We start from the raw sequence: 24,947 nt of genomic DNA on the forward strand, positions 1-24,947 counted from the left end.
GTAGGTAGCTGCCATATTTATTATAACCCGATCAATAAAATGATCGGGTTTTTTTGTGCCCGGAACTGAAGGAAAACTGACTGATCAGGTTGTACCGATGGTGCTCTCCCGCCGATGGCGGGATGGGAGAGTGGGTAGCTGCGATATTTATTATAAGCCGATCAATAAAATGATTATTTTTTTTGTGCCCCTGACTCACTGTTCATTCAAAATGAACAGGTTACCTGCATGGGTATCTTTTTACTTTCTAACGATCCGTTTCTACAACGCATTCCTTCTAAATTGCTTCAGCACTTCTTGTATTTTGTTACTATTTTACAGGGGAATTCAATTCCTGTAAATTCATGATAGATCGGCTATTGCAAGGCCTTCAGCAGTTCCTGCGTATGGGAATCCCCAAGGATGCCAGTTTTGTGGAGGAGCAGAAAACCTATATGTATAATCTGTTTCTGCTGGTAGCCGCTCCTTTTGCTTTTCTTTCCCTGGTCATCAATATTTATTTCGCATCGCTGTTGCCCGGTATACTGAATGTTTTACAGTTGCTGACCTTCGGATGGGCTTTCCGCATTTCGTATCTGCAAAAAGGGCAGCAACAACGTTCGCTGCTTTTGTTGCTGCTGGCCGTTATTGCCGGTATCGCCGCTTATTTTTTCAGAAACGGCAGTGAGTACCGTTTATTGGTCATGATGATCGCTGCAGTGGTTGTGTTTGATAAGAACTGGCAATATATCTGCTTTTCTCTATTGGTATCGGCCGTGTTTGTTTCCATCAGACTGGATGATATTTTATTGGTACAGGGTTCGGTGTTACAGCAGTTGGCAGAAGTACTTAAAATACTGGTGCCACTGATTGTATTTGCCATGTCTTTGTTTTTTTTCAAACATATCTATTTCACTAACCTGGAACAGCTGCAGAATACTAACAAAGAACTTTCGGTAGCACAGGAACAGAAAAACAGGATCCTGAATACAGTGGCCCATGATCTGCGCAGCCCGGTAAACAATATCTCCGGGATCTGTCATATCATGCTTTCTGATAAGGAATTCACTCCGGCACAAAAGGAACTGGTGCAACTGGCATTACATGCTTCTGATACCTCACTTACACTGATCAATGAACTGCTGCAGAACAATAGTGTTACTGTTCACCAACTCTCATTAAAAACGCTGGACCTGAACCTGCTTATTAAAGAAGCAGTTGCCTTGTTACAGGTAAGTGCCGCCAAAAAAGACTGCCGGATTGCGGAAAACTATTGGATGGGTGAACTGGTGGTTCAGGCAGATAAACACAGGATCATACGTGTGCTAACGAATCTGGTTAACAATGCCATCAAGTTCAGTGCTGCCGGATCTGTTATCAGTATTCAGACCAACAGGCAGGATAACCATGCCGTTTTCGCTGTGTGCGATACGGGAATAGGTATTCCGAAAGAAGACCAGGAACGGGTTTTTGATATGTTAACACATACCCGGCGCCGGGGTACGGAAGGTGAGATCAGTTATGGCATGGGACTTTCCATCTGCCAGGAGATCATAGAAGCTCATGGAGGTAAGATTAACCTGGAAAGTGAAGTGGGTAAAGGCAGTTGTTTTTCTGTACAGCTTCCGTTGTATTCCTGATAGGTTTTTCGTAAATCGGTCCTGATTAATCAGGCTACTTCTTCTCCTTTAGCCGCCTGTAATAAAGCAAACCAATCTTCTTTTTCCAGGCGGATAGCTGCTGCCGCTTTGGCCTGCAGTAATCTTTCGATTTTAGTAGTACCGATCACTGATTGGATACCGGAGGGATGGGTATGCAACCAGGCCAGCAGGATCTCGTTCAGACCGGTATTGTATTTCTCAGCCAGTTGATTGGCGGTAGTTGAAATGGCCCTGAAGCGGGGGTGACTATCGTCTGTAAACAGTCCGCCACCCAGGGGTGCCCAGGCCATGGGGATGATCTTGTTCTTCATACAGTTTTCGAGGCTGCCATCGGTTAATGCCTGGAACTGCAGCAAAGAAATTTCGAGCTGGTTATATTCTACCAGTGTATACCTGGCCAGGAGATCTGTTTGATGCGGCAAAAAATTAGATACGCCGAAAGAAAGAATTTTTCCCTGTTCTTTCAGTTGCTCTACTGCTTCGGCCACTTCTGCCGGATCGAGCAGGGGATCGGGGCGATGGATAAGCAGTACATCGAGATAGTCGGTACCGAAATTTCGTAAGGATTGTTCCACTGAGCGGATAATATGTTCGCGGGAAGTATTGTATGATTTGATGGTATGCGCCGGCCGGTTGGGCGTTACCATCTGTATACCACATTTGGTAATGAGTTTGAGGTGTTGCCGGAGAGAAGGATTTTCTTTGAGTGCCGCACCAAAATCTTCTTCCGTGGTATAATCGCCATATATATCGGCATGATCAAAAGCGAAGATGCCGTATTGCAGGCAGGTCTCAATCATTTCGCGGTATTGGGCGGTACTGAAATTTGCACCCCATACACCCCAGCGCATCACGCCGGCTACGGGAGAAGAGATAATGGTGGTTTTCATGATTCAAATATAAGGAAGTGCCGCCAGCCGGATGCGCATAGACGTTTGGTGAATAAGTTGCAGTGAGGACATAAAAAAAGTCCGGCAAGGCCGGACTTGAGAGTTAGTTTTGGTTGTGTGGGATTAATACCTGTTGTATCCACCGCCACCGCCGTTACCACCACGATCGCGGTTGTATCCGCCACCGCCGCCGCTGCGGTTTCCACCGCCGCCGCCGTAACCACCACGGCTTCCGCCGCCGCCACCACCGAAGCTCTTCTTCTTGAAGCCGCCTCTTTCGCCTTCTGGGCGTGGTGTAGATTCGTTAACAACGATCTTACGACCCAGAATGTCTGTGTCGTGCAATGCTGCGATAGCTGCACGGGCAGCTTCATCATCAGCCATTTCAACAAAACCAAAACCTTTGCTGCGGTCGTTGTTGAATTTGTCGGTAACGATCTTTGCACTGGTTACTTCTCCGTACGGGGTAAACAGGTTCTGCAGGTCTTCGCTGGACATATTCCAGTTAAGATTTCCAACGTAAATGTTCATGTTCTTAAAAAAATTAAATGATCAAAAACCAATGAGTAAAACAGTAACCAAAAACCTGGAAGCATTTACGTTTAAAACCTTCTGGAATATGGAAGAACTGTCATTGGACTCCCGAAGATAGGGATTTTGTTGAATTGCCCTATTTTTTTTGGGGTTTTCGGAAAAGCCCGGGAAAGCCATTTTTAGCCTGCTGATCGATGCCCGGAACCCTGAAGTGAGTGACACAACAGGCGATGCCCTGGAAAGCCATGGCCCGGGCACAAAAAAGCCCGTTCCGGAGAACAGGCTTTTTTTATGCGATTCGGGTGCGATTACTCTGCAACTACTTCAAAATCAATCTCTACAACGTTTCCGTTACCGAAATCAATGGTTGCTTTGTGTGTACCCAGTTCTTTTACTTCGTCTACGATGGCGATACGCTTGCGGTCGATCTCGTAACCTTTCTGGTCGCGGATGGCGCGGGCGATCTGTAATGAGGTAACGCTACCGAAGATCTTGCCGCTGGTACCGGTTTTGGCACCGATAGACACTGCAGATGCTTTCAGTACATCGATCACTTTATTGAGTTCGGCCAGCATAGCGGCTTCTTTCTTGGTGATCACTTTCAGACGCTCTTCGTATTGCTTCAGGTTAGATGCGCTGGCTTCTACCGCAAATTTCTGAGGGATCAGGTAGTTACGGGCATAACCGTTTTTTACGGTTACCAGTTCGTTACGTCCACCCAGGTTATCTACGTCTTGAATTAAGATTACTTGCATGATAATTGTTTTAGTCCCAAGAGCCCAGTCGGCTTTCGCTTTGTTGACTGTCTCCCGCCGTTGGCGGGATTAGGGAAGGTTACTAATGAATGCTATTTTAATAAATCGGTTACGTAAGGTAACAGGGCCATCTGACGGGCTTTTTTCACTGCATCCTGTACTTTACGCTGGTATTTCAGCGAGTTACCGGTTAAGCGGCGTGGTAATAATTTACCCTGCTCGTTGATGAATTTTTTCAGGAATTCGATGTCCTTGTAATCCACGTATTTGATGCCATATTTTTTGAAGCGGCAGAATTTTTTCTTGGGCTTCTCCTGTTTGATGGCGGTCAGGTATTTGATTTCGTTCTTTGCCATGATTAAGCCTCCTGTTTGTCTTGCATTGCAAATCCGCCATTTCTTTTCACGTGATTGTACTCGACGGCGTATTTATCGAGACGGGTGATCATGTGGCGCATGATCTGCTCATCGCGCAACATCTGGATCTTCAGTTTTTCGTTAAGTTCTGAAGGGCCCTGGAATTCCAGTAACCAGTAGATACCGGTTGTTTTTTTCTGGATAGGGTAAGCGAGGGATTTTAAGCCCCATGGGTTGCTGTGCACAGTAGCACCACCCAGTTCGGCGATCAGGTCGGAATACTTTTTCTGAGAAGCTTTGAAGTCTTCTTCAGACAGTACCGGAGTAAAGATCACCATCAATTCGTAACTGTTCATTACCTGAATTTTTAGGTTTTAAATTGGTTTATCCCAGTGGTCAATCCGCTCCGGAAGCCCGGTGGAAAGAATCTGCCAAATACAGATTTGGGGCTGCAAAGGTAGGGGAAAGTTTGGAGTTTGGGGTTAGGAGTTTGGAGTTTTTTGGCACTGATACCCTATTATTTGCTGGAATGAGCCTTTATTTTAGATTTTTTAGTAATACGATATAGGTGGGGAAGTGGTCGCTGTAGCCGCCGCGGTAGGTATTGCCGTCCCAGGTGCGCATGGGATAGCCTTTGTAGCGGCCGGTATTTTCGGTGAGATAGGCGGGGTGGAAAATGTGCTGGCTATGGAAGAAAAAACCTTGCTGCTTCGGTGGCAGCCAGGCATGTGATACCAGGATCTGGTCGAAAAGGCCCCAGCTGTCGCGGTTGGCCAGGGTGCCGATGCCGTTCCGGTACCAATGGGTCCAGGGGTTAAATAGCTGGCCGGGCCGGGTTTGGGCGATGGAGGGGCTGGCGGCCAGTGTTTGGGTGATGCTGGGACTGTCGGGATCATCGTTCAGATCGCCCATGACAATGATCCTGGCCTGCGGTTCCTGACGGAGGATGGAATCGAAATGGTTTTTGCAAACCCGGGCGGCGGCCGAACGGGCGGGTGAACTTCTTTCTTCGCCACCCCGGCGGCTGGGCCAATGGTTTACATAGAGATGAATTTTTTCGCCGGCCAGCCAGCCGCTTGTATACAGGATATCGCGGGTGTAGTAAGCTTCTTTGCTGTTGCCGGGAAGCGGTACAAAAAGTTTGTCGGCTTTTTCGGGGAGGAAGATAGATGGATTGTATAAGAGTGCCACATCAATACCCCTTGCATCGCGTGAATCGAAATGAATGAGCTGGTAATGTCTTTGAACGAGGAAGGGGTGATGGGTGAGTGCCTGTAAAACTGTATCGTTTTCAATTTCGGCTACCCCGAGAAGAGCCGGGCCTGCAGGACTGATCTCTGTTCCGATCTGGCTGATAACGGTGGCGAGTTTTTCTATTTTATCGAGGTAGATCTCTCTGGTGTAGTGTTTGGTACCGGTGGGGGTAAAGTCATCATCATTCACCAATGGATTGTTGATAGTGTCGTAGAAATTCTCCAGGTTATAAAAAGCGATGATACAGGCTTTGTAACGATGCGTTTGCGCTTTTGCGGACTGGTAGAACAGCAGCAGCAATGTAGAAAAGAATACTATCCTCATAAATAATAGTTGCAACAAACCTACCGTTTGTTACCCTTTTGCGGTAGCGTATTTACCGCAGTTTTTATGGTTTTTCTTGCGCAGAAAAAACAAAGAATTATTTTTATTTTCTGTTTCATTATTACTGTCTGTTCCCCGCATTATTTATTGAAAAATAGCTACCATGCAGATAGTATCTTGCCTGGGGGTCATGCTGTGTATTTGCGGGGGGCTATATGCACAGACAATTGATTCCACCAAAAAACAAAAAAACAGGTTTACAGACAGTATTGCTGCTGCATTACTGAAAGAGGAGCAGGTATATGAATTACCCATTATTACACTGAGTGAAACCGAGCGGTCGGAGACTGCCGCTTTGTATGTGCCGTCTGCATTATCTGCCAACAGGGATATACTGGCATCGATGGCATCTTTTCATTTTTCGGTGATGCGTTTCCGGATGCGGGGATACCCGTCGGATCTGTTCAGCACGCAGATCAATGGGTTGCCTATGCAGAACCCGGATGATGGCAGTACCCAATGGAGCTTATGGAGTGGCCTGAATGAAGTTACGCGCAATAACCAGCAGGTGTTGGCATTACAGGCTTCGGAACTGGGATTTGGTAATGCAGGAAGCCTTACTGCAATGGATATGCGAGCCTCCCGGCAAAGGGTGGGAACACAGTTTGGTTATACGAGCAGCAACCGTTTATTCTCGCACCGTTATCAGTTTACCCATAGCCAGGCGATGAACCGGAAGGGCTGGGCCTATTCGGTATCCGGCAGTTTTCGGTACGCATCGGAAAGTTATATGCCGGGAACGGATTACCGGAGTGGCAGTTATTATGCAACTGTAGATAAACAGCTGGCGGGTGGTCATCTGTTATCGCTGATCTTTTTTGGCAATCATACACAGAACAGTAAACAGGGGCCCGTGCTGAAGGAGGCTGTTGCATTAAATGGATCTGCTTTTTATAATCCTTATTGGGGTTATCAATCGGGTGTGAAAAGAAATGCCAATATGAATACTGTGCATCAGCCCGTGTTGATCCTTACAGATGAGTATCGTGTGAATAATCATACAACGAGGATCAGCTCGCTGGGTTTGATTACAGGTTCCAAAAGCAGCACGTCACTGGATTGGTTTGATGCACCGGATCCCAGGCCCGATTATTACCGTTACCTGCCGGGTTATCAAATGGATTCGGTATTACGGGAAGCTGTAACGAATGCATGGCATGATGCGTTTTCTGTGAGACAGATCAACTGGGATCGTTTGTACGAAGTAAACCGGAACAGCAGGGAAACGATTCTGAATGCAGATGGCATGCAGGGTAATCATCATACAGGTCTGCGTGCGCATTATTGGCTGGCTGAGAGAGTGATGGATCTGAAAAGAATCGTATTCAGTACGGTGGTGAATACGAGAATAAATAACGCTTTCTCTTTTACAGGAGGGATTCACCTGCTGGCACAGCAAAGCGATTATTATACCCGGATCAAAGACCTGTTGGGAGCTGAATATGCAGTGGATTGGAACATGTTTGCGGAGAATGATTTTCCGGGTAATCAAAGGGTACTGCAGAATGATCTGAATCGCCCCAACCGTTTGGTAGCTGTGGGAGACCGTTACGGATATGATTATAGTATGCATACTACCCGCGGGGAAGGTTTTGTTCTCTTTACTGCCAGCAAAGAACGGTTGGATGGTTTTGCAGGATTGTCTGCATCAACAACGAGTTATTACCGTGAGGGGAAAACGAGGAATGGGTTATTCCCTTTTCAGTCGTACGGAAAATCTGCGGTGCAGTCGTTTACAAATCCGGCACTCAAGGCAGGTATTACTTATAAAATCAATGGCAGGAAATATGTTTATCTGCAAGGGATTGTAATGAGTAAAGCACCACTCTTTGATAATGTGTTTATCTCGCCCAGAACAAGGGATAGCAGGCAGGAACATATTTCCAGCGAAAAGACCGGATCGCTGGAAGCCGGTTACCGTTTTCAGGCACCCAAAGTAAAATTCCGGCTCAGTGGGTTTGTTACACAGCAGTGGGATGGCATGAATGTGCTAAGCTTTTACCACGATGGTTACAGAGCACTGGTGAATGATGCTTTATGGGGCATCGGCAGAATTTATTCCGGAATGGAACTGGGAGGTGAATGGGTAGCAACGGGAAAGCTAAGCCTGCAGTTAGGCGCTTCTGTGGGGAGGTTTTATTATAACAGCAGGCCGCAATTGTCTGTTACGGCCGATAATGATGCATATGAACTGGAGCGTACACAGGTATATATGAACAATTTCAGAATTGAAGGCACACCGCAGGAAGCGTATGGTTTGGGGATCAGTTACCAGCCGGGTTCTTTTGTGTATATGAATTTGTCTGCCAGTTATTTCAGGGAACATTGGCTGGCCTTTAACCCGCTGCGAAGAACCTACCAGGCGATGGAAAATATAACGGAAGGCTCTGAGCAGTGGTACCGGATGATTAACCAGGAAAAACTGCCGGAGCAGTATACGGTTGATTGTTCGGTGGGTGGTTCTGCGAGACTGCGGTGGCTGAATGCCCAACATCCGCCTACGGTGCTTTGTTATATCAGCATCAATAATCTGCTTAACAGAAAGGGGATGATTGCTGGCGGGTATGAACAGTTGCGCTTTGATATGGACACTAAAAATGCGGACAAATTCCCTGCTAAATATTTTTATGCAATGGGAATGAATTTTTCTGTTAACCTCTCTATTCGTTTATGATCATGAAGACAATATCTATTGGTTATACCTGCTGTATATGCCTGATGATGGTTACGGGTTTGCAATGTTATAAGCGGTTTGATGCGCCACCGGCTTATGTGGGGCCTGATATTTCAGCCAATCTCAGCATCCGCGACCTGCGTAGTAAACAGGTGAGTGGAAGTATCGGGTATATTACCGAAGACTGGATCATTGAAGGCATTGTGGTTGCAGATGACAGCAAGGATAATTTTTATAAATCGATTGTACTGCAGGACAGCACAGGAGGCATCATGATCCGGATGGATGGGTTTGGTTTATATGCAGATTATCCTGTTGGCAGAAGACTGGCTGTAAAACTGAAAGGATTATACCTGGGCGATTATGCCCGGATGGTGCAGTTGGGAGGGGGCGTGGATTGGTCGGACCCCCGGTACCCGGAACTATTGCCTGTACCGGTTCCTTTGTTTAACAGGTTCTTCGTAAAAAAAGCACTGAACCAGCCAGTGGCTGTTCATCGTGTTCGGTTAGATGAGCTGGATGATTCGCTGCAGAGTTGCCTGGTGCAGATAGATCAGCTGGAGTTTGCTGTAACAGATACCGGGAGTACTTATGCAGATGCGATCAATAAATTATCCTCCAATGCCATTGTTAAATCCTGTAAGGGTGGCAGTGCGTATGTAAGAACCAGTGGATTTGCGCGTTTTGCTGCCGCTAAGATACCCAGGGGCAATGGTAGCATTACCGCCGTATACAGTGTGTTTGGTACCAGCCGCCAATTATTACTCAGGGATACCGGCGATGTAGCGCTGACAGGATTGCGTTGTACTGCTGCCGGCGCAAAAGAATTGCTGACCGAAGATTTTGAACAGCAGCAGGGACAAACCGTATTCTCTAAACCGGGTTGGAAGAATATCGCAGAAACGGGCGACCAGTCTTTTCTGGTAAACAAAACCTTGAATAACCAGTATGCCGAGATCAGCGCATTTGCTACCGGCAAACCGGTATTGGTATCCTGGCTGATTACCCCGCCGGTTAACCTGGCTAATTCAGCTAATGAGATACTCAGTTTCGATACACGGGATGGTTTTGACAATGGAGCGGTATTAGAGGTGCTGGTATCAACCAGTTACGATGGAGGCAATACTCCCTGGAAAGCGAAATGGACGCCGCTCAAGGCCCTTATGGCAAAGGGTACGGTTTCGGCAGTAGCTGACAAATGGGTAGCATCTGGCGAGATCAGCCTGTCTGGGTTTTCGGGGACTATTTCCCTGGCTTTCCGATATGAAGGGGCCGACCCCATCAATCCTAATGATGCCCGTACCACCCGTTTTCAGCTGGATAATATCCGGATCCGGGGTAATTAGCGACTGCATTTTTTTCCTGTCAGAAGGTAATCTGTCGTTAGGGGAGGGTTTTGAGACTTGTCATCCTGTCAGCAGGAGCCTGTTTGGTACTTTCTTTGTTCATTGGCAGTCAAAACTAGTACTATGCAAAAAGGCCAGATACGGGTACAGACCGAGAACATTTTCCCCATTATCAAGAAATTCCTTTACAGCGACCATGAAATCTTCCTGCGAGAGCTGGTAAGTAATGCAGTGGATGCTTCCCAGAAGCTGAAGACCCTTTCTTCCATCGGCGAAGCCAAAGGAGAACTGGGCGAATTGCGTATTGATGTGGTACTGGATGCCAAAGAAAAAACCCTCAGCATCATTGACCGCGGAGTGGGTATGACGGGTGAAGAAGTAGATAAATACATCAACCAGGTAGCGTTCAGCGGTGCCGAAGAGTTTATGCAGAAATACAAGGATGCCAATATTATCGGGCATTTCGGTTTGGGTTTCTATAGTTCATTTATGGTGAGCGACAAAGTAGAAATCTTTACCAAGAGTCACAAAGAAGGCAGTGGCGTTTACTGGAGCTGCGATGGTAGTCCGGAGTTTGAATTATATGACGTTGATTACAACCAGCGTGGAACCAAGATCGTTCTCCATATCAATGAAGAAAGCAAAGAGTTTCTGGAAGCGGGAAGGATCAAAGGAATCCTCGAAAGATTCTGTAAGTTCTTACCGATCGCTATTTATTTTTCTGAAACAGGTGAGAAGAAAGAAGAAGCGGAGAAATCCATCAACAATACAGACCCTATCTGGGTAAAAAAACCTTCTGAATTAAGTAAAGAAGACTACGAAAAATTCTACAAAGAATTATATCCGTTCAATGAAACGCCTTTGTTCTGGATCCACCTGAATGTGGACTATCCGTTCAATCTGACGGGTGTGTTATACTTCCCCAAGATCAAACAGAGTTATGAGATTCAGAAAGACAAAATTCAGTTATACTGCAACCAGGTATTTGTAACCGATGAAGTGAAAGATATTGTACCGGAATTCCTGATGTTGCTGCAGGGGGTAATTGATAGTCCGGATATTCCACTGAACGTGAGCCGCAGTTACCTGCAGGGCGATCCGAATGTAAAAAAGATCAACGCACACATCACTAAAAAAGTAGCCGATAAACTGGATGAGATCTTCCGTAACGAAAGAAGTTCACTGGAAGAAAAATGGGAGAGCCTGGGACTGTTTGTGAAATATGGTATGATGACAGACGACAAGTTCCTGGAAAAAGCCAATAAGTTTCTGGTGATGGAAGATACCACCGGTAAGTTTCATACGCTGGAAGAATATAAAACAGCTACCGAAACCTTACAGAAAAATAAGGATGGTAAACAAGTGATTTTGTATACCACCAATCCTGTTCAGCAGGATGCTTATATACAGGCCTGCACCCAGAAAGGGTATACGGTGTTGAAGATGGAAACTCTGGTGGATGCAGCTTTCATCAATACGATGGAAATGAAATGGGAGAATGTGAGTTTTGTACGGGTGGATGCAGATATTGTAGATAACCTGATAGATAAACAGGAAACCAATGAGAGTGTGTTAAGTAAAGACGATGCCGGTAAACTGACGGAACTCTTTAACCTGCAGATCGATAACCTGCATGTAACCACGGAGATCAAGGGATTGAGTCCGGAATCTGCACCTGTGATTGCTACGCGGCCAGAGTTTATGCGCCGGATGAAAGATATGGGTGCTGTGGGCGGCGGTATGACTGCTTTTTATGCACAGATGCCTGATGAAGTAACGCTGACTGTGAATGGTAACCACCCGATATACCAGCAGCTGTTAAAAGAGAAAGACAGTGCTATCCAACAGAAGCAGGTGCGTAACCTGGCAGATCTTGCCTTACTTTCTCAGGGATTATTAAAGGGTAATGAGCTAACCAATTTCATCAATCGTAGTGTTGAGTTGTTGCAGGGTGAGATTAAGGTGAATGCGTAAGAAATAACGAAGGGTTAAGGGGTGCTTGTTATGTTCAGGCACCCCTTATTATTTATTGGCTCGCAAAGGCGCAAAGGCGCGGTTAGAGGTTGTTTACGATACGCCTGATACCTGTTTTAAGAAGTTCTTCATTGAAGTTGATAAGGAGACCAAGTTTTATGTGGGTTAGTTTCAAATAAGTCAATACCTGTTTGTAATGCACATTGCTATTGCTTCGATTGATTTTATCTCAATGATACATTTGTTTTCTACAATAAGATCTGCTCTGAAACCAAGATCAAGTTTTTGATTTTTCCAGATTACCGGAAGGGGAGTCTGTTTTTTTACATATAATTTGTGCGTATGAATCAATTCAAACTCCATGATTGATTCATAGACAGACTCAAACAAACCAGGCCCAGGTTCAGCATGAATATTGAAGGCTGTATTTATCGCTGCTGTAGCTATCTCATTTTCTGTCATAGAATATCTATTCTTGCCATAATATTACTACATAAAGAATTCCGAGCATAGCGTATTAATACGCATCCATAAAAGAAAAACCGCGCCTTTGCGCCTTTGCGAGAATATAAAGTGGTGTTTACCAGGATCCACTGATCCGCAGGTCGATCATTTTCAGTTGTAAATTAGTTTCTCCGTTCCATACGTTTTCATCGAGGGTGAATACGATGTCTATGGGTTCCTGCTGCTGGAGAATGGGGAACTTATCTGCCATGTTGAAACCTATACCCGTGAGTGTGATATTATTCTGCCTGAGTACAAAACGGATATGTTGTTCTTTCACAATTTTGGAGAAACCTGTATCCATTACTTTTCGTGCAATAAATACCGGGCGCATATTCTCCGGTCCGAACGGCTCCATCTGTGCCAGTATACTGAAGAAGGAGGGTGTGATATCTGTGAAGCTGATCTCTGCATCGATGATGATTTCAGGAATCAACAGGTCATCGGTGATGAGTGCACTCACTTCTTTTTCGAAGGCATCTGCGAAAGCTTTTACATTTTCAGGAAGAAGGGTCATGCCGGCTGCGGCAAAATGTCCTCCATACCCCAGCAGGTGTTCGCGGCAGGCATGGATGGCTTCGTAGAGATTAAAGCCGGCAACACTGCGTGCGCTTCCTGCCGCATAATCGCCGCTGCGGGTTAATACGATGGTTGGGCGGTAATAGGTTTCTATCAAACGACTGGCCACAATACCTACCACTCCTTTGTGCCAATGTTCCTGGAATACCACGGTTGTTTTCCGGGAAGCGGCCAAGGGATCCTGCTCTATTAAAGCGAGCGCCTCTGTTGTGATACTGCTGTCGGCTTCTCTCCGGTCGGCATTATCGCTGTGCAGCATTTCTGCAAAAGCAAGGGCTTTGTTATAGTCTTTTTCTACAAAGAGTTGTACGGCTTTGCGTGCATCATCCATTCTGCCGGCAGCATTTACCCGGGGGGCAATCACAAATACGAGGTTACTGATATGCATGTGTTTCTGTACACCCGCCAATTGCATCAGGGCTTTGATGCCGGCACAGGGGGCGGCATTTACTTTCTGTAAACCATAGTAGGCCATGACCCGGTTTTCTCCGGTAATCGGAACAATATCAGCGGCAATGGCAGTGGCTACCAGGTCGAGGTATACAAGGTAAGATTCATCCGGCAGTCCCAGTTTTTCTGCGAGAGCCATCATCAGTTTGAATCCTACACCGCATCCACAAAGTTCTTTATAGGGGTAAGGGCAATCCACCTGTTTGGCATTGAGTATGGCTACGGCAGGTGGCAGTTCTTTATCGGGTAAATGGTGATCGCAGACAACAAAATCGATTCCGATGGATTTTGCATAGGTAATTAAATCCACCGATTTGATGCCGCAGTCGAGTGAAATGATCAATGTAAAACCATTCTCTTTGGCAAAATCAATCCCCAGTTTTGATACACCATATCCCTCGCGGTAGCGGTGGGGGATATAAAAATCTGTATCGCTGTAAATAGCTTTAATGAACTGGTACATGCTGGCCACCGAAGTGGTACCATCCACATCATAATCGCCAAAGACCAGAATTTTTTCTCCCTTTTCAAAAGCCGAGAGGATACGGGCTACGGCTTTGTCCATGTCTTTCATCAACCAGGGATCATACAGTTCGCTGAGTTGCGGGCGAAAATAGGTTTTGGCTTTGTTGAAGTTATCGATCCCTCTTTGCACCAGTATCTTACACAAGACCGTATTAATTTTCAGGGCGTCCCTGAGTGAAGTAATCTTTTCTTCACCGGCCTGTAATATGTTCCAGCGTTTTTGCATTAATAGGCGCGGTCGGTTGTGTAGCGGACAAGTTCTTCGAGAGCTTTACGAACGTCGGAATCGGGAAATTGGTATAAGAGATCCAGTGCCTCATCGCGAAAAGTGTTCATTTTATCTGTGGCGTAACGGATACCACCTGCTTTATTCACTTCATCCAGTACAAATTGTACTTTATCTTTTTGGGTATTCTCGTTTTTGACGATATAGATCAGCTTCCGCCTTATGTCGGGAGAACAATGATTGAGTGTATATATTAAAGGTAGTGTGAGTTTTTTCTCTTTGATATCATTTCCGGTGGGTTTACCCACATCCTGAGAGCCATAATCAAAGAGATCGTCTTTGATCTGGAAAGCCATGCCTACTTTTTCGCCGAACAGTTTCATCCGGTTTACATCTTCCGGGTTTTCGAAGGTAGTAGAGGCTCCGGCTGCACAGGCCGAAGCCAGCAGTGAAGCGGTTTTGCCTTTGATGATATCGTAATAGATCTCTTCGTTCAGGTTCAGCTTGCGTGATTTTTCGAACTGCAGTAATTCGCCTTCACTCATCAGCTTAAATGCTTCGGTCAGGATTTCCAGCACCATATGGTCTTTATTGGTGAGGGACAATAACAATCCTTTTGAAAGCAGGTAATCTCCCACCAGGATGGCGACTTTATTTTTCCATAAAGCATTGACAGAGAAAAATCCGCGTCTTTCCAGCGAATCATCCACTACATCGTCGTGAACCAGGGTGGCAGTATGAACCAGTTCTACCAGAGAAGCGGCCCGGAAAGTACTTTCATTCACAGTCCCACCCAATTTGGCACTTAACAGTACAAACATGGGACGCATCTGTTTTCCTTTCCGCTTTACTATATATTGCATGATCCTGTCCAGCAGTGCAATTCTGCTTTTCACAGCTTCTTTAAAGTGTGATTCGAACATGTTAAGTTCTGCTGCTATGACCTGTTTTGCTAATTTCATGGATCAAATATGTTGCAATATAAGGCCGATACAGGCAATATAACAGCCTTAAGCAGCGTTAATTGATTTCCTGCGGTCTTTACGTAGGATTAATACCTGATAATTTTGGCCCAAAAATTGCAAGAATGATTCATAATGTATAATTTTGCAATGTTTCCCCCCAGAAACGACTTTTTTACACAATAAATAAATATCTATATGGCAAGCAAAAAACACCTTTTATTAGCAGCACTGATCGTTCTGATACAGTCGGTCGGGTTCGCTCAAACAGATTGGGGTTGGGATTGGAAAGATACTTCCAAGATTGCAGTGAAAAACCTGCCCCAGCACAATGAGTTTTTAAACAACCAGTATCCTTACCCTGCACGCCCGCGTGATCAGTGGGAACTGGGATTTGGATTAGGTCTCAGCTCCATTACCGGAGATGTAAAACCTAAAACCGGTTTTGGTGCTACAGTTTCCCTGAGAAAAGCTCTTAACCACACTTTCTCTGTACGTGCAGGCCTTTCCGGATTATGGAATGCCGGTGCGCCGAATGCGTACGGTGTTGCTATTGGTCAGAAAGACTATAAGAACAAAACCTACCAGTTAGGTATTGATGTACTTACTTCTCTGAATACCAGCAGCAATTACAGAGGTAACCCTAAAACAAATGTATACCTGGTAACAGGTTACAGTCTGAATGCCGCCGAGGTTATGTACAAAGGTGCTCCCGGTGCACAATCAGGCGGATACAATATTTTCTATGGTCAGATTCTGCCTAATGGTCAGAACAGCCAGTCAGGTACCATCACTACTATCGGTGGATCTACTGTAAATAACAGAAAAGCTTATACCCTGTTCCATGGTATTAACCTGGGTGCCGGTATCGCTTTCAAAGTGTCTAAAAAAGCGAATATCGCGCTTGAGCAGAAATTCACTTTCTCAGCTCCGGGGTATGATTACCTGGATGCATGGAAAGATGGTAACAGCAATGATTACTATTCTTTCACCAGTGCAAGACTGAATATCAACCTGGGTAGTAACGCCAAGAAAGTGGAGCCTCTCTACTGGCTTAACCCCAACAACTTCGTATACAGCGAGCTGAACTCACCTAAGCACATGAAAATGCCTAAAGTGGTTTTACCTGATGCAGATGCTGATGGTGTAACTGACCAGTTCGACCTGGAGCCAAACACTCCTAAAGGTGCTCCTGTAGACAGCCATGGTGTTTCTAAAGATACCGATGGTGATGGTGTTCCTGATTTCAAAGACAAAGAAGTATTAACTGCTAAATCTTGTTTCCCTGTAAACAATGATGGCGTTGGTAGTTGTCCTGAACCAGCATGTTGCAAAGAAATTAAAGACATGATGGCTAACTGGAAACCTGCTGCTGAAAAAGAATGCGCTATTGGAAACCTGCCAAGCATTCAGTTCAAAGGCAATGCTAAACTGAGCAAAGATGCGCAGGCCACACTGGCTTCTGTAGCTGCTAAAGTAAATGCTAACCCAACCTGCAAAATCAAAGTAATCGGATACGGTGCTTCCAACAAGTCTGCGCAGCAGTTGAGCTGGGAGCGTGTAAACGCTGTTATCAAATACCTGGTTGAGAAACAAGGTGTTTCTGAAAGCAGATTATTATTTGTATATGCACAGGATGGTGATGCCAACACTGTAGATTTACAGGGTACACTGGAAGAAGGACCTAACACCGTTCCTGCCCCACATCCAAACCTGAGAAGCAAAAACTAATCACAGATTTCGCTGATTAGTGAACGATAAAGAAAGAGCCCTGCGAGTAGCGGGGCTCTTTCTTTATAATGAGTGAATGAGTGAATGAGTGAATGTTTTTGATGCGTTATATTTTTTAGGGGGTGAGGAGATTGAAGTGAAGCTCCCCGAAATTCTGGAGGGAGGATAGTTTGAGATCGGCTGCTCCCCATTTTTCTTCTTTTGCCTGGGAGATATGTGGTACGATAACACATTTCATGCGGGCCGATTTGGCGGCGATAAGTCCGTTAAAGGAATCTTCGAAACAGATACATTGTACCGGAGGGCTCTTCAATTGTTCTGCACAATTCAGGTATACCTGTGGATGGGGTTTGCCGTAGGGCAGGTCTTCTGCAGATGAAGTGGCATGCAGATATTTGCCAATGCCCGTCATTTTTACCACTAGGTCGATCAGGGCCGGGGGGGAAGAAGTGGCCAGGCCAATGCGGAAAGACCTGCGGGCAAAAAAATCGAAGATATAAGGCACACCTGGCATGATGGTGCCTTTTCTTTCTATTTTGTCGAGTACACTGTATACAATCTGTTTTTCGGCTCTTGCCAGTTCTTTGTGACCAATATTAAAATGGGAAAACCACCAATGCACAAATTCTTTGGTGCGCAATCCGGTCGTGGTTTTGTATTGTTCTTCCGTCAGGTTTACGCCGTATTGGCTAAATACTTCCGCTGCTGCTTCATTCCAGAGTGGTTCGCTGTCTATAAGCAGCCCATCAATATCAAATATCACTGTAGTCAATTCCATATACCTGTTTTCAGACCGCAAATGTATTACCGCGGCAGGTAGTAACCGGTGGCAGGGTCAGTTATTTTTAAACAATCCCACCTAATATTCGCTAATTCCTTATTTTGCAACGCTTGCAATACCCCCTCATATGAAATTAGTGGAACGATTTAAATATATCAGGGTCATCCGTTCATTGGTTTACGGAACCGTGGGCATAATTACCTATCCGGGGCTTGTACTGTTTAATAAGATCCGGATTGAAGGAACCGAACACCTCAAAAAACTTCCCAGGCAGAATGTGCTTTTTGTGAGTAACCACCAGACCTATTTCGCCGATGTGATTGCTTTTGTACATATTTTCTGTGCGGTTAAGTGGCGGAAGGAGAACCGCCTCGGACTGCCTTACTATCTGCTGAATCCTTTCACCAATGTGTATTTTGTAGCGGCAGAAGAAACCATGAACAGCAATTGGATCAGCCGTTTCTTTAAAATGGCAGGAGCCCTGACTGTGAAACGTACCTGGCGTGCCGAGGGAAAAGATATTAACCGTGAAAGAGATGAATCAGATACTGTAAAAATTGATGAGGCATTGCATAAAAGCTGGGTGATCACTTTTCCGCAGGGCACCACCAAACCTTTTGCGCCCGGCAGAAAAGGTACAGCGCATATTATCAAGAATAATCATCCCGTGGTAGTGCCTGTTGTAATCAATGGGTTCTGGCGGGCTTTCAGTAAAACGGGTTTATCCTTCAAGAAAAGAGGATCTCAACTCTCTATCCGGTTTAAAGAGCCGATGGTGATCGATTATACCCAACCCGTAGAAGAAATCCTGGAACAGGTAATGGAAGCGATAGAGCAAAGTAAAACCTATATGCTCAAAAGCAAACACCATATCATGCACCTGCTGGATAAATAAATGAACAGGGTTAGTCTTTAAAAAACAACGCTTTTAATTCGCTGGCTTCATGTGGTTTCATTTTTCCGGCCAGTACCAGTCGTAACTGCCTTCTGCGCATAGCGCCATCATATAAACGTTGTTCCTCTTCTGTTTCCGGAATTACCGGTGGCACTTTGCGGGGTTTACCATTGGGATCCAACGCTACAAAAGTGAAAAAAGCTTCGTTGCTTTCGTATTTATATTGATGCAGCAGGTCCTCGCCCCACACCCGGATATTGATCTCCATAGATGTATTGAAAGCACGGCATACTTTGGCTTCTATCCGAACCACGTTTCCCAGTTTAATGGGATTCTTAAAACTCAGATTATCTACAGAAGCGGTCATGCTGGGGGTATTACAATGCCTGCCCGCCGCAATACCGGCAGCGATATCCATCCAGTACATTAAACGGCCCCCCATCAGGTTGCCGAAAGTATTGGTATCATTGGGTAAAACCAGTTCGTTCATCACCACAAAACTGTCACTTGCTTTCTTCGGTTCCATTTTTCTTGATTTGGGGGCAAAGATACAGTGGCAGAACTCAAATAACCACCTGCTCCAGTTTTTTCAGGTAGGCGGGGTCTACATCGGCGCCAATACCTGGAGCGTCTGTTAACTGCAGTTGCATACCCTGGTAACTGACACCACCGGTAACGGGATCTTCGATATGCCCGATGAGGCAGGTATCCAGGTCGTAGAATTTTACATTGTTTTTGGCCATGGCAAAATGCACTTTTGCGGTTAATGCCACACGACTTTCCAGCATACCACCCATCATACAGGGTATATTATTTTTTTCGGCCACTTCATTGATCTTCAGGGCCTCGTGGATGCCACCACTTTTGGCAAATTTGATATTGATAGAGGCGCAAGCCTTGTTCCGGATGATACGTTCCGCATCGTGGTGGGTGAATACGCTTTCATCGGCCATGACAGGAATAGGAGAGAGCTTGCACAGAGCCGGTAATAATTCATCGTTCCATCTGCGCATAGGTTGTTCGCAGAACTGGATATCGTATTGTCCCAGTGCCGTAAGCGCAGTTACTGCATCCTCATAGCTCCAGCCCTGGTTGGCATCAATGCGTAACTGCGTTTGGTAGCCTATGGCCTCTCTGATCTGCCGGATTCTTTCAATATCATCCGCAGGTTTCTTTCCCAGTTTTACTTTGATGATGTTGACCCCCTTAGCTACAAATTCCCGGGCTGTCAGAGCCATGTTTTCGGGAGTGCCAATGCCGATGGTGAGATCACTTTCAATCACCTTCCTTTCTCCGCCCAGGTATTGATACAAAGGCTGGTTGGCTTTTTTAGCGGCGATATCATACAATGCCAGATCGAAAGCGCTTTTGGCCGTATAGTTACCCGCGGTGAACAGGTCCAGTTCCTGTAACCTTGCATCAATATCACTGGCCGGTTTGTTTTTCCAGAGCCGTGCAAAGTCTTTAGCCATTTCAAAACAAGTGGCCTGTGTTTCTCCCACGATCATGGGGAAGGCGGAACATTCGCCTACGCCGGTAATGCCTTCGCTGGTATGGATGCGGATAAACAGGTTCTGTGCATAATCCATCGTGCCTGTAGCGATGGTAAATGGCACCATGGGGATGGTGTATTTATAAATTTCGATAGAAGTGATAGTCATGCGCGAATTTCCGTAATTATCTTCAATACTTTTCTTCCCGGTCAGTTTCTTTTCTGAATAAAACAGACAGGTGCCTGCAACAAAAAGCGGCCGCTATTGTTACTACCAGCATCAAACCAACTATATGGAAACTTTGAAGGGTAAACAGGTATTGATTACAGGCGCTACCGGGGGAATTGGTTCAAAGGTGGCTAAACTGATCAGCAGCAACGGGGCCACGGTATTTATTATGGGAAGAGAGGCAAACAAACTGCAGCAGGTGGCCAGGGAAGCAGGTATTGCGGCAGAAAGAGCGCTGGTGATGGATATTTGTAACGAGACATCGGTAAACCTGGCAGTCGGGCAGGTATTGACACAGACACCGGTCATAGATATCGTGGTGAATGCGGCTGGTATTGGCATCATCAAACCGATGGACACCCTGAGTTCGGAAGAGTTTCAGCTTACGCTGCAAACCAACCTGATAGGTGCTTTTTACCTGGTGAAAGCCGTATTGCCTTCCATGAAAGCTCAGAAAAAAGGGTTGATCGTAAACATTCCGGGCGTGCTGGGCAAAGTGCCTATGGCCGGGGCCGCAGCCTATAGCGCGAGTAAATACGGGCTTACCGGCATGATGCAGAGCATCCGCGAAGAACTGAAACGAACCGATATCCGGATCACCAACCTGTTCCTGGGCGGGGTGGATTCGCCGTTCTGGGATACGATAGACCTGCGGGTACAGCGTGATAAGATGATCATGGCCGAAGAAGCTGCCAAAGCCATCTGGTTTCTTTGCCAGCAGCCGGTAAGCGGGGTAGTAAGTGAAATGGTGTTGCAGCCCTTTAACCACCAGGCCATCTGATTTTTTTAAAAATAAACCGAAGTTTCGGGTAAAACCTTTTTTACTTACCGCTGCTGTACCGATATTCGCATCACGAACATCTGTTAGCATGAATATCTCCTTTGATAATACTGAAAACGCTTTCGCCTACAAGTCCGATTCGGAATTAAAGTCAGCAGCGTTCCTGTTCAAAACCATGGAATTTCCCTGGTTTGTACAGGTGGGTACACGGTTAACCCCGTTTGTAATGAAGACCGGTTTACCAGTGCATGGTATTATCCGTAAAACCATTTTCAAACAGTTTGTGGGTGGTGAAACACTGGAGGAAACGGCAGCTGTTGGGGCTGTACTGGGCAAATATGGTGTGCAGGTAATTTTGGATTATGGTGTGGAAGGAAAAGAAGGAGAAGAGAACTACGATCATGCTACCGATGAATTTATCCGTGTAATCAATTATGCGGCAACACAAACCAATATTCCCTTTATCAGTATCAAAGTAACCGGGCTGGCACGTTTTGGCCTGTTGCAGACACTGGACGAAGCGCCCCGTTTGCGTAGCGGTATCCATGATCATGAAGCAGAGATTGCAGAGTGGGACAGGGTTCGCGAACGTATGTATATCATTTGCGAAGCAGCAGCAGAAAAAAATATCGGTGTATTGATAGATGCAGAAGAGAGTTGGATCCAGGATCCGGTAGACAGGCTCACCATTGAAATGATGGAGATCTTTAACAAAGAAAAAGTGATCGTGTATAATACCATACAGCTGTATCGTCACGACAGGTTACATTTTCTCCGTTTATCACACAGAATTGCCCAGCAACAGGGTTTTAAACTGGGAATGAAACTGGTGCGGGGAGCTTATATGGAGAAGGAGAGAGAGCGTGCTTTTGAAAAAAGCTATACCAGTCCGATACAGCCGGATAAAACAGCTACTGACCGTGATTACAATGACTCTGTGAGATATTGCATTGACAACATCAATGATATTTCTGTGATTGTAGCTTCGCATAATGATGAAAGTAATCTGCTTGCCGCTAACCTGATGGAAGAAAAAGGTCTGCCGCATAACCATCCGCATGTACATTTTTCGCAGTTGTACGGGATGAGCGACAATATCACTTTCAACCTGGCCAAAGAAGGGTTTAATGTGAGTAAATACCTGCCTTTTGGTCCGATACGCGATGTTATTCCTTACCTGATGCGCCGTGCACAGGAAAACAGCAGTATGAGCGGACAAACCGGCAGGGAACTTTCGCTGATCAGGAAGGAACTCAAGCGCAGAAAACAGAGATAACAATTCACAGATTCTCCCCAGCAGGCATTCCTGCTTTCTTACATGCTTTTTCAGGCGTATTTTGCAGTCATGCAGCAATACCAGGAATTACTCAGGCATATCATAGAAAAAGGAGCCCGGAAAACCGACCGTACCGGAACCGGTACCATCAGTTGTTTTGGTTACCAGATGCGTTTTAACCTGCAGGAAGGTTTTCCGATGGTAACGACTAAAAAGCTGCACCTGAAAAGTATTGTGTATGAGTTGCTCTGGTTTTTACAGGGCGATACCAATATCAAATACCTCAACGATCACAAAGTAAGTATCTGGGATGAGTGGGCCGATGCCAATGGCGATCTGGGGCCTGTGTACGGCAAACAGTGGCGCAGCTGGCAGGGAGCAGATGGTACTACGATAGACCAGATCACCGACCTGATCAGCCAGATCAAAAAAAATCCGGATAGCAGGAGGTTAATTGTGAGTGCATGGAATGTAGCAGAGCTGCCGAAAATGGCATTGATGCCCTGTCACACACTCTTCCAGTTTTATGTGGCCGATGGAAAACTAAGCTGCCAGCTGTACCAGCGAAGCGCAGATGTATTTCTCGGTGTTCCTTTCAATATTGCTTCGTATGCGTTGCTTACCATGATGGTAGCGCAGGTCTGCGATCTGGCATATGGTGATTTTGTGCACAGTTTTGGCGATGTGCATCTGTATAATAACCATATAGAACAGGCACAGCTGCAGTTAACGCGTGAGCCTTTTGCTTTACCAACGATGCGGATCAATCCAGAAGTCAAAGATATTTTTGGTTTCCGGTTCGAAGATTTTACACTGGAAAATTACCAGCACCACGCACCCATCAAAGCACCGGTGGCGGTGTGATGATCCACTAACTCCCCGAAGGGAGAAATGTCATACTTTTGTATTTACTCCATTTATCAATTAAATGCCTGGGCTGGCTATGATGATTTCATTAGTAGTTGCTGCTGCCAAAAACAATGCCATTGGAAAAGGCAACCAGTTGTTATGGTCGTTGCCGAATGATATGAGGTTTTTCAAGAGTACTACCTGGGCCATGCCGGTGGTGATGGGGCGTAAGACCTATGCATCCATGGGTAAAGCTTTGCAAGGACGTTTGAATATTGTGATTACCCGGCAAACAGATTGGCAGGCAGAAAATGTGGTAGTGGTACATTCATTAACAGAAGCCATAGCGGTGGCCGAAGCGGCTCATTATAAAGAACTGATGGTGATAGGCGGAGGAGAAATTTACCGGGAAGCTTATCCGCTGGCTAAGCGGATCTATCTAACCCGCGTAGAAGCGGAATTGCCCGGCGACACTTTTTTCCCGGAGATGGATCCGGCAGAATGGCATCTTCAATCGGAACAATCATTTGCGCCGGATGCAAAACATGCTTACGGGTATCATTTCCAGGTATGGGAGAAATCTACAACATAGCAACCCATGCAGTTTATACAGGTGGCATATTGCACTACGGTACCCTTGTTGTTGATTACGCAGTGGGTAACCCGTAAGCCATACAGAAACTTATTACTGAATATATTAGCTGTTTCCAATTTTCTGCTGATCGGTTATTCTCTTTTCCTGATACGCCAGTTGGTGGGTTTATATCAGCTTTCACAACAATTTCAGGTCAATGATACGGCAAGAAGGTTTACAATGGACCTGCCTGCTGTACGACTAATGCTTGTTATTATTCTACCCGTTTTGTTTCTATACAAGCCTTTGCGCCATAGCAGGCCACTGACATGGATAATACTGATTCTGCTGTACTGGAACAATTCCTTGTATTCCTGGAATGATTATGATCTTTTTACCAAGATACCTGTTTACCTCAGCCTGTTTTCGTCCGGTTATGCGTTACTTTGGCTGCTGAAACAATTACCTCATCAATCCCGTAAAGAATCATGTATTCGCCTTTACAGTTAGCGGCGCGGTATGCAAAATATTATATAACTGCTTCGAACAGTAAAGGCCATGGTATGCATTCTCCCTTTGTATTTTCATTCATTACGCAGGTCATGAATGATGACAGGGCTTTTTATGCGTATCGCACCATCGAAAATCTCAGGCAATTACTGTTGATTGATCAACAAACATTGCTGATCCAGGATTTTGGTGCGGGCTCACGGGTGCGGAAAGAAAATACGCGTAAAGTCTGTGATATTGCGCGCTCTTCGCTGAAGCCGAAACGATTTGGGCAGTTATTATTCCGGATAGTGGATCATTATTCTCCGGCCAATATACTGGAACTGGGCACTTCTTTGGGTATCACCACCGCATATATGGCGGCTGCCAATGAACAAAGCAAGGTAGTAACTATGGAAGGGGCCTCTACCGTTGCGGCAGTTGCCAGAAAAAATTTTGCCAAACTGGGTTTACAGAATATCCGTTTGGTAGAAGGAAATTTTGATGAAACCCTCGCCACTACTGTGCAGCAGATGGGCAGTATTGATCTGGCATTTGTAGATGGCAATCACCGGTATGAACCCACTTTGCGCTATTTCAGGGAGCTCTTACCGGCCATGCATGAATATTCCATCCTCATCTTCGACGATATTCACTGGAGTGCCGAAATGGAGCAGGCATGGGCAGAGATTCAACAGTATCCTGCCGTAACTTTAAGTATCGATTTGTTTTTTATCGGACTGGTCTTCTTCCGGAAAGAACAAAAAGTAAAACAGCATTTTACCATCCGTTTTTAA

23 protein-coding genes and 1 pseudogene are annotated in these 24,947 nt (G+C 45.6%); 12 read left to right on the forward strand and 12 right to left on the reverse strand.

The features are described from left to right. Positions 1–344: 344 nt before the first annotated feature. Entirely contained in the window at positions 345–1,619 is a 1,275-nt protein-coding gene (locus tag AC1RNB_RS01595; protein ID WP_493080107.1) for a sensor histidine kinase, read from the forward strand. 29 nt (positions 1,620–1,648) lie between these two features. Here AC1RNB_RS01595 and AC1RNB_RS01600 read toward each other — a convergent pair whose 3' ends face one another. From AC1RNB_RS01600 to AC1RNB_RS01625, 6 genes are all read right to left on the reverse strand, one after another. Further along, positions 1,649–2,530, reverse strand: coding sequence for an aldo/keto reductase (locus AC1RNB_RS01600; RefSeq protein WP_493080109.1), 882 nt, complete (start codon positions 2,528–2,530; stop codon positions 1,649–1,651). Between the two features lie 123 nt (positions 2,531–2,653). Further along, positions 2,654–3,061 (reverse strand): RNA-binding regulator, encoded by a 408-nt coding sequence (gene rbp / locus AC1RNB_RS01605; protein WP_493080111.1) that lies wholly within the window; start codon positions 3,059–3,061, stop codon positions 2,654–2,656. 311 nt (positions 3,062–3,372) lie between these two features. Continuing rightward, positions 3,373–3,819 carry a 50S ribosomal protein L9 gene (gene rplI / locus AC1RNB_RS01610; protein ID WP_493080113.1) on the reverse strand — a complete coding sequence of 149 codons (447 nt, stop codon included), beginning with the start codon at positions 3,817–3,819 and terminating at the stop codon, positions 3,373–3,375. Positions 3,820–3,911: 92 nt separating this feature from the next. Beyond that, entirely contained in the window at positions 3,912–4,175 is a 264-nt protein-coding gene (gene rpsR, locus AC1RNB_RS01615; protein ID WP_161819566.1) for a 30S ribosomal protein S18, read from the reverse strand. Positions 4,176–4,177: 2 nt separating this feature from the next. Next, positions 4,178–4,531 carry a 30S ribosomal protein S6 gene (rpsF, locus tag AC1RNB_RS01620; protein ID WP_493080115.1) on the reverse strand — a complete coding sequence of 118 codons (354 nt, stop codon included), beginning with the start codon at positions 4,529–4,531 and terminating at the stop codon, positions 4,178–4,180. A 181-nt stretch (positions 4,532–4,712) separates the two neighbouring features. Next, complete coding sequence (locus AC1RNB_RS01625) at positions 4,713–5,753, reverse strand: endonuclease/exonuclease/phosphatase family protein (RefSeq protein ID WP_493080116.1); 1,041 nt, start codon at positions 5,751–5,753, stop codon at positions 4,713–4,715. A 163-nt stretch (positions 5,754–5,916) separates the two neighbouring features. Here AC1RNB_RS01625 and AC1RNB_RS01630 point away from each other — a divergent pair, with 163 nt between their 5' ends. The 3 genes from AC1RNB_RS01630 to htpG all read left to right on the forward strand — a co-directional run bounded on the left by AC1RNB_RS01630 (position 5,917) and on the right by htpG (position 11,807). Continuing rightward, positions 5,917–8,487 (forward strand): TonB-dependent receptor, encoded by a 2,571-nt coding sequence (locus AC1RNB_RS01630; protein ID WP_493080118.1) that lies wholly within the window; start codon positions 5,917–5,919, stop codon positions 8,485–8,487. Positions 8,488–8,489: 2 nt separating this feature from the next. Beyond that, positions 8,490–9,833 carry a DUF5689 domain-containing protein gene (locus AC1RNB_RS01635; protein ID WP_493080120.1) on the forward strand — a complete coding sequence of 448 codons (1,344 nt, stop codon included), beginning with the start codon at positions 8,490–8,492 and terminating at the stop codon, positions 9,831–9,833. A 123-nt stretch (positions 9,834–9,956) separates the two neighbouring features. Beyond that, positions 9,957–11,807 carry a molecular chaperone HtpG gene (gene htpG, locus AC1RNB_RS01640; protein WP_493080122.1) on the forward strand — a complete coding sequence of 617 codons (1,851 nt, stop codon included), beginning with the start codon at positions 9,957–9,959 and terminating at the stop codon, positions 11,805–11,807. A gap of 82 nt (positions 11,808–11,889) precedes the next feature. Here htpG and AC1RNB_RS01645 read toward each other — a convergent pair. From AC1RNB_RS01645 to AC1RNB_RS01655, 3 genes and pseudogenes are all read right to left on the reverse strand, one after another. Continuing rightward, positions 11,890–12,269: pseudogene (locus AC1RNB_RS01645) on the reverse strand (GxxExxY protein). A 118-nt stretch (positions 12,270–12,387) separates the two neighbouring features. Beyond that, positions 12,388–14,091 (reverse strand): single-stranded-DNA-specific exonuclease RecJ, encoded by a 1,704-nt coding sequence (gene recJ / locus AC1RNB_RS01650; protein WP_493080123.1) that lies wholly within the window; start codon positions 14,089–14,091, stop codon positions 12,388–12,390. Further along, complete coding sequence (locus tag AC1RNB_RS01655) at positions 14,091–15,053, reverse strand: polyprenyl synthetase family protein (protein ID WP_493080125.1); 963 nt, start codon at positions 15,051–15,053, stop codon at positions 14,091–14,093. Before AC1RNB_RS01655 ends, recJ begins: the two co-directional genes overlap by 1 nt. Positions 15,054–15,251: 198 nt before the next feature. Between AC1RNB_RS01655 and AC1RNB_RS01660 the strand changes: the two genes are divergently transcribed. Beyond that, entirely contained in the window at positions 15,252–16,784 is a 1,533-nt protein-coding gene (locus AC1RNB_RS01660; RefSeq protein WP_493080127.1) for an OmpA family protein, read from the forward strand. A 115-nt stretch (positions 16,785–16,899) separates the two neighbouring features. Here AC1RNB_RS01660 and hxpB read toward each other — a convergent pair whose 3' ends face one another. After that, complete coding sequence (gene hxpB, locus AC1RNB_RS01665; RefSeq protein WP_493080129.1) at positions 16,900–17,562, reverse strand: hexitol phosphatase HxpB; 663 nt, start codon at positions 17,560–17,562, stop codon at positions 16,900–16,902. 130 nt (positions 17,563–17,692) lie between these two features. On the opposite strand from hxpB, the gene AC1RNB_RS01670 reads away from it, so the two are divergent. Then, complete coding sequence (locus AC1RNB_RS01670) at positions 17,693–18,460, forward strand: lysophospholipid acyltransferase family protein (protein ID WP_493080131.1); 768 nt, start codon at positions 17,693–17,695, stop codon at positions 18,458–18,460. Between the two features lie 10 nt (positions 18,461–18,470). On the opposite strand, the gene AC1RNB_RS01675 is transcribed toward AC1RNB_RS01670, so the two are convergent. Together AC1RNB_RS01675 and AC1RNB_RS01680 are read right to left on the reverse strand one after the other, a co-directional pair. After that, complete coding sequence (locus tag AC1RNB_RS01675; protein WP_493080132.1) at positions 18,471–18,986, reverse strand: acyl-CoA thioesterase; 516 nt, start codon at positions 18,984–18,986, stop codon at positions 18,471–18,473. A gap of 37 nt (positions 18,987–19,023) precedes the next feature. Next, the gene (locus AC1RNB_RS01680; protein WP_493080134.1) at positions 19,024–20,121 is read right to left on the reverse strand and encodes a mandelate racemase/muconate lactonizing enzyme family protein; all 1,098 of its coding nucleotides are present in this window, start codon (positions 20,119–20,121) and stop codon (positions 19,024–19,026) included. 124 nt (positions 20,122–20,245) lie between these two features. Here AC1RNB_RS01680 and AC1RNB_RS01685 point away from each other — a divergent pair, with 124 nt between their 5' ends. The 6 genes from AC1RNB_RS01685 to AC1RNB_RS01710 all read left to right on the forward strand — a co-directional run bounded on the left by AC1RNB_RS01685 (position 20,246) and on the right by AC1RNB_RS01710 (position 24,947). Beyond that, a complete protein-coding gene (locus AC1RNB_RS01685; RefSeq protein ID WP_493080136.1) occupies positions 20,246–20,962 on the forward strand; it encodes an SDR family oxidoreductase in 717 nt (238 codons plus the stop codon). Positions 20,963–21,050: 88 nt separating this feature from the next. After that, a complete protein-coding gene (locus AC1RNB_RS01690) occupies positions 21,051–22,238 on the forward strand; it encodes a proline dehydrogenase family protein (protein ID WP_493080138.1) in 1,188 nt (395 codons plus the stop codon). A gap of 69 nt (positions 22,239–22,307) precedes the next feature. After that, positions 22,308–23,102 carry a thymidylate synthase gene (locus AC1RNB_RS01695; protein WP_493080139.1) on the forward strand — a complete coding sequence of 265 codons (795 nt, stop codon included), beginning with the start codon at positions 22,308–22,310 and terminating at the stop codon, positions 23,100–23,102. Between the two features lie 79 nt (positions 23,103–23,181). Further along, entirely contained in the window at positions 23,182–23,679 is a 498-nt protein-coding gene (locus tag AC1RNB_RS01700; RefSeq protein WP_493080141.1) for a dihydrofolate reductase, read from the forward strand. 6 nt (positions 23,680–23,685) lie between these two features. Then, on the forward strand, positions 23,686–24,171 hold the full coding sequence (locus tag AC1RNB_RS01705; RefSeq protein WP_493080142.1) for a hypothetical protein: 486 nt from the start codon (positions 23,686–23,688) through the stop codon (positions 24,169–24,171). Next, a complete protein-coding gene (locus AC1RNB_RS01710; RefSeq protein ID WP_493080144.1) occupies positions 24,150–24,947 on the forward strand; it encodes an O-methyltransferase in 798 nt (265 codons plus the stop codon). The genes AC1RNB_RS01705 and AC1RNB_RS01710 overlap by 22 nt, the downstream gene beginning before the upstream one ends.

It is taken from the genome of Sediminibacterium sp. GW821-FHT12F12, assembly GCF_058806635.1.

Coding starts and splice junctions, on each gene's coding strand:
- AC1RNB_RS01595 (WP_493080107.1), top strand. CDS start 345: ATGATAGATCGGCTATTGCAAGGCCTTCAGCAGTTCCTGCGTATGGGA.
- AC1RNB_RS01600 (WP_493080109.1), bottom strand. CDS start 2,530: ATGAAAACCACCATTATCTCTTCTCCCGTAGCCGGCGTGATGCGCTGG.
- rbp (WP_493080111.1), bottom strand. CDS start 3,061: ATGAACATTTACGTTGGAAATCTTAACTGGAATATGTCCAGCGAAGAC.
- rplI (WP_493080113.1), bottom strand. CDS start 3,819: ATGCAAGTAATCTTAATTCAAGACGTAGATAACCTGGGTGGACGTAAC.
- rpsR (WP_161819566.1), bottom strand. CDS start 4,175: ATGGCAAAGAACGAAATCAAATACCTGACCGCCATCAAACAGGAGAAG.
- rpsF (WP_493080115.1), bottom strand. CDS start 4,531: ATGAACAGTTACGAATTGATGGTGATCTTTACTCCGGTACTGTCTGAA.
- AC1RNB_RS01625 (WP_493080116.1), bottom strand. CDS start 5,753: ATGAGGATAGTATTCTTTTCTACATTGCTGCTGCTGTTCTACCAGTCC.
- AC1RNB_RS01630 (WP_493080118.1), top strand. CDS start 5,917: ATGCAGATAGTATCTTGCCTGGGGGTCATGCTGTGTATTTGCGGGGGG.
- AC1RNB_RS01635 (WP_493080120.1), top strand. CDS start 8,490: ATGAAGACAATATCTATTGGTTATACCTGCTGTATATGCCTGATGATG.
- htpG (WP_493080122.1), top strand. CDS start 9,957: ATGCAAAAAGGCCAGATACGGGTACAGACCGAGAACATTTTCCCCATT.
- recJ (WP_493080123.1), bottom strand. CDS start 14,091: ATGCAAAAACGCTGGAACATATTACAGGCCGGTGAAGAAAAGATTACT.
- AC1RNB_RS01655 (WP_493080125.1), bottom strand. CDS start 15,053: ATGAAATTAGCAAAACAGGTCATAGCAGCAGAACTTAACATGTTCGAA.
- AC1RNB_RS01660 (WP_493080127.1), top strand. CDS start 15,252: ATGGCAAGCAAAAAACACCTTTTATTAGCAGCACTGATCGTTCTGATA.
- hxpB (WP_493080129.1), bottom strand. CDS start 17,562: ATGGAATTGACTACAGTGATATTTGATATTGATGGGCTGCTTATAGAC.
- AC1RNB_RS01670 (WP_493080131.1), top strand. CDS start 17,693: ATGAAATTAGTGGAACGATTTAAATATATCAGGGTCATCCGTTCATTG.
- AC1RNB_RS01675 (WP_493080132.1), bottom strand. CDS start 18,986: ATGGAACCGAAGAAAGCAAGTGACAGTTTTGTGGTGATGAACGAACTG.
- AC1RNB_RS01680 (WP_493080134.1), bottom strand. CDS start 20,121: ATGACTATCACTTCTATCGAAATTTATAAATACACCATCCCCATGGTG.
- AC1RNB_RS01685 (WP_493080136.1), top strand. CDS start 20,246: ATGGAAACTTTGAAGGGTAAACAGGTATTGATTACAGGCGCTACCGGG.
- AC1RNB_RS01690 (WP_493080138.1), top strand. CDS start 21,051: ATGAATATCTCCTTTGATAATACTGAAAACGCTTTCGCCTACAAGTCC.
- AC1RNB_RS01695 (WP_493080139.1), top strand. CDS start 22,308: ATGCAGCAATACCAGGAATTACTCAGGCATATCATAGAAAAAGGAGCC.
- AC1RNB_RS01700 (WP_493080141.1), top strand. CDS start 23,182: ATGATGATTTCATTAGTAGTTGCTGCTGCCAAAAACAATGCCATTGGA.
- AC1RNB_RS01705 (WP_493080142.1), top strand. CDS start 23,686: ATGCAGTTTATACAGGTGGCATATTGCACTACGGTACCCTTGTTGTTG.
- AC1RNB_RS01710 (WP_493080144.1), top strand. CDS start 24,150: ATGTATTCGCCTTTACAGTTAGCGGCGCGGTATGCAAAATATTATATA.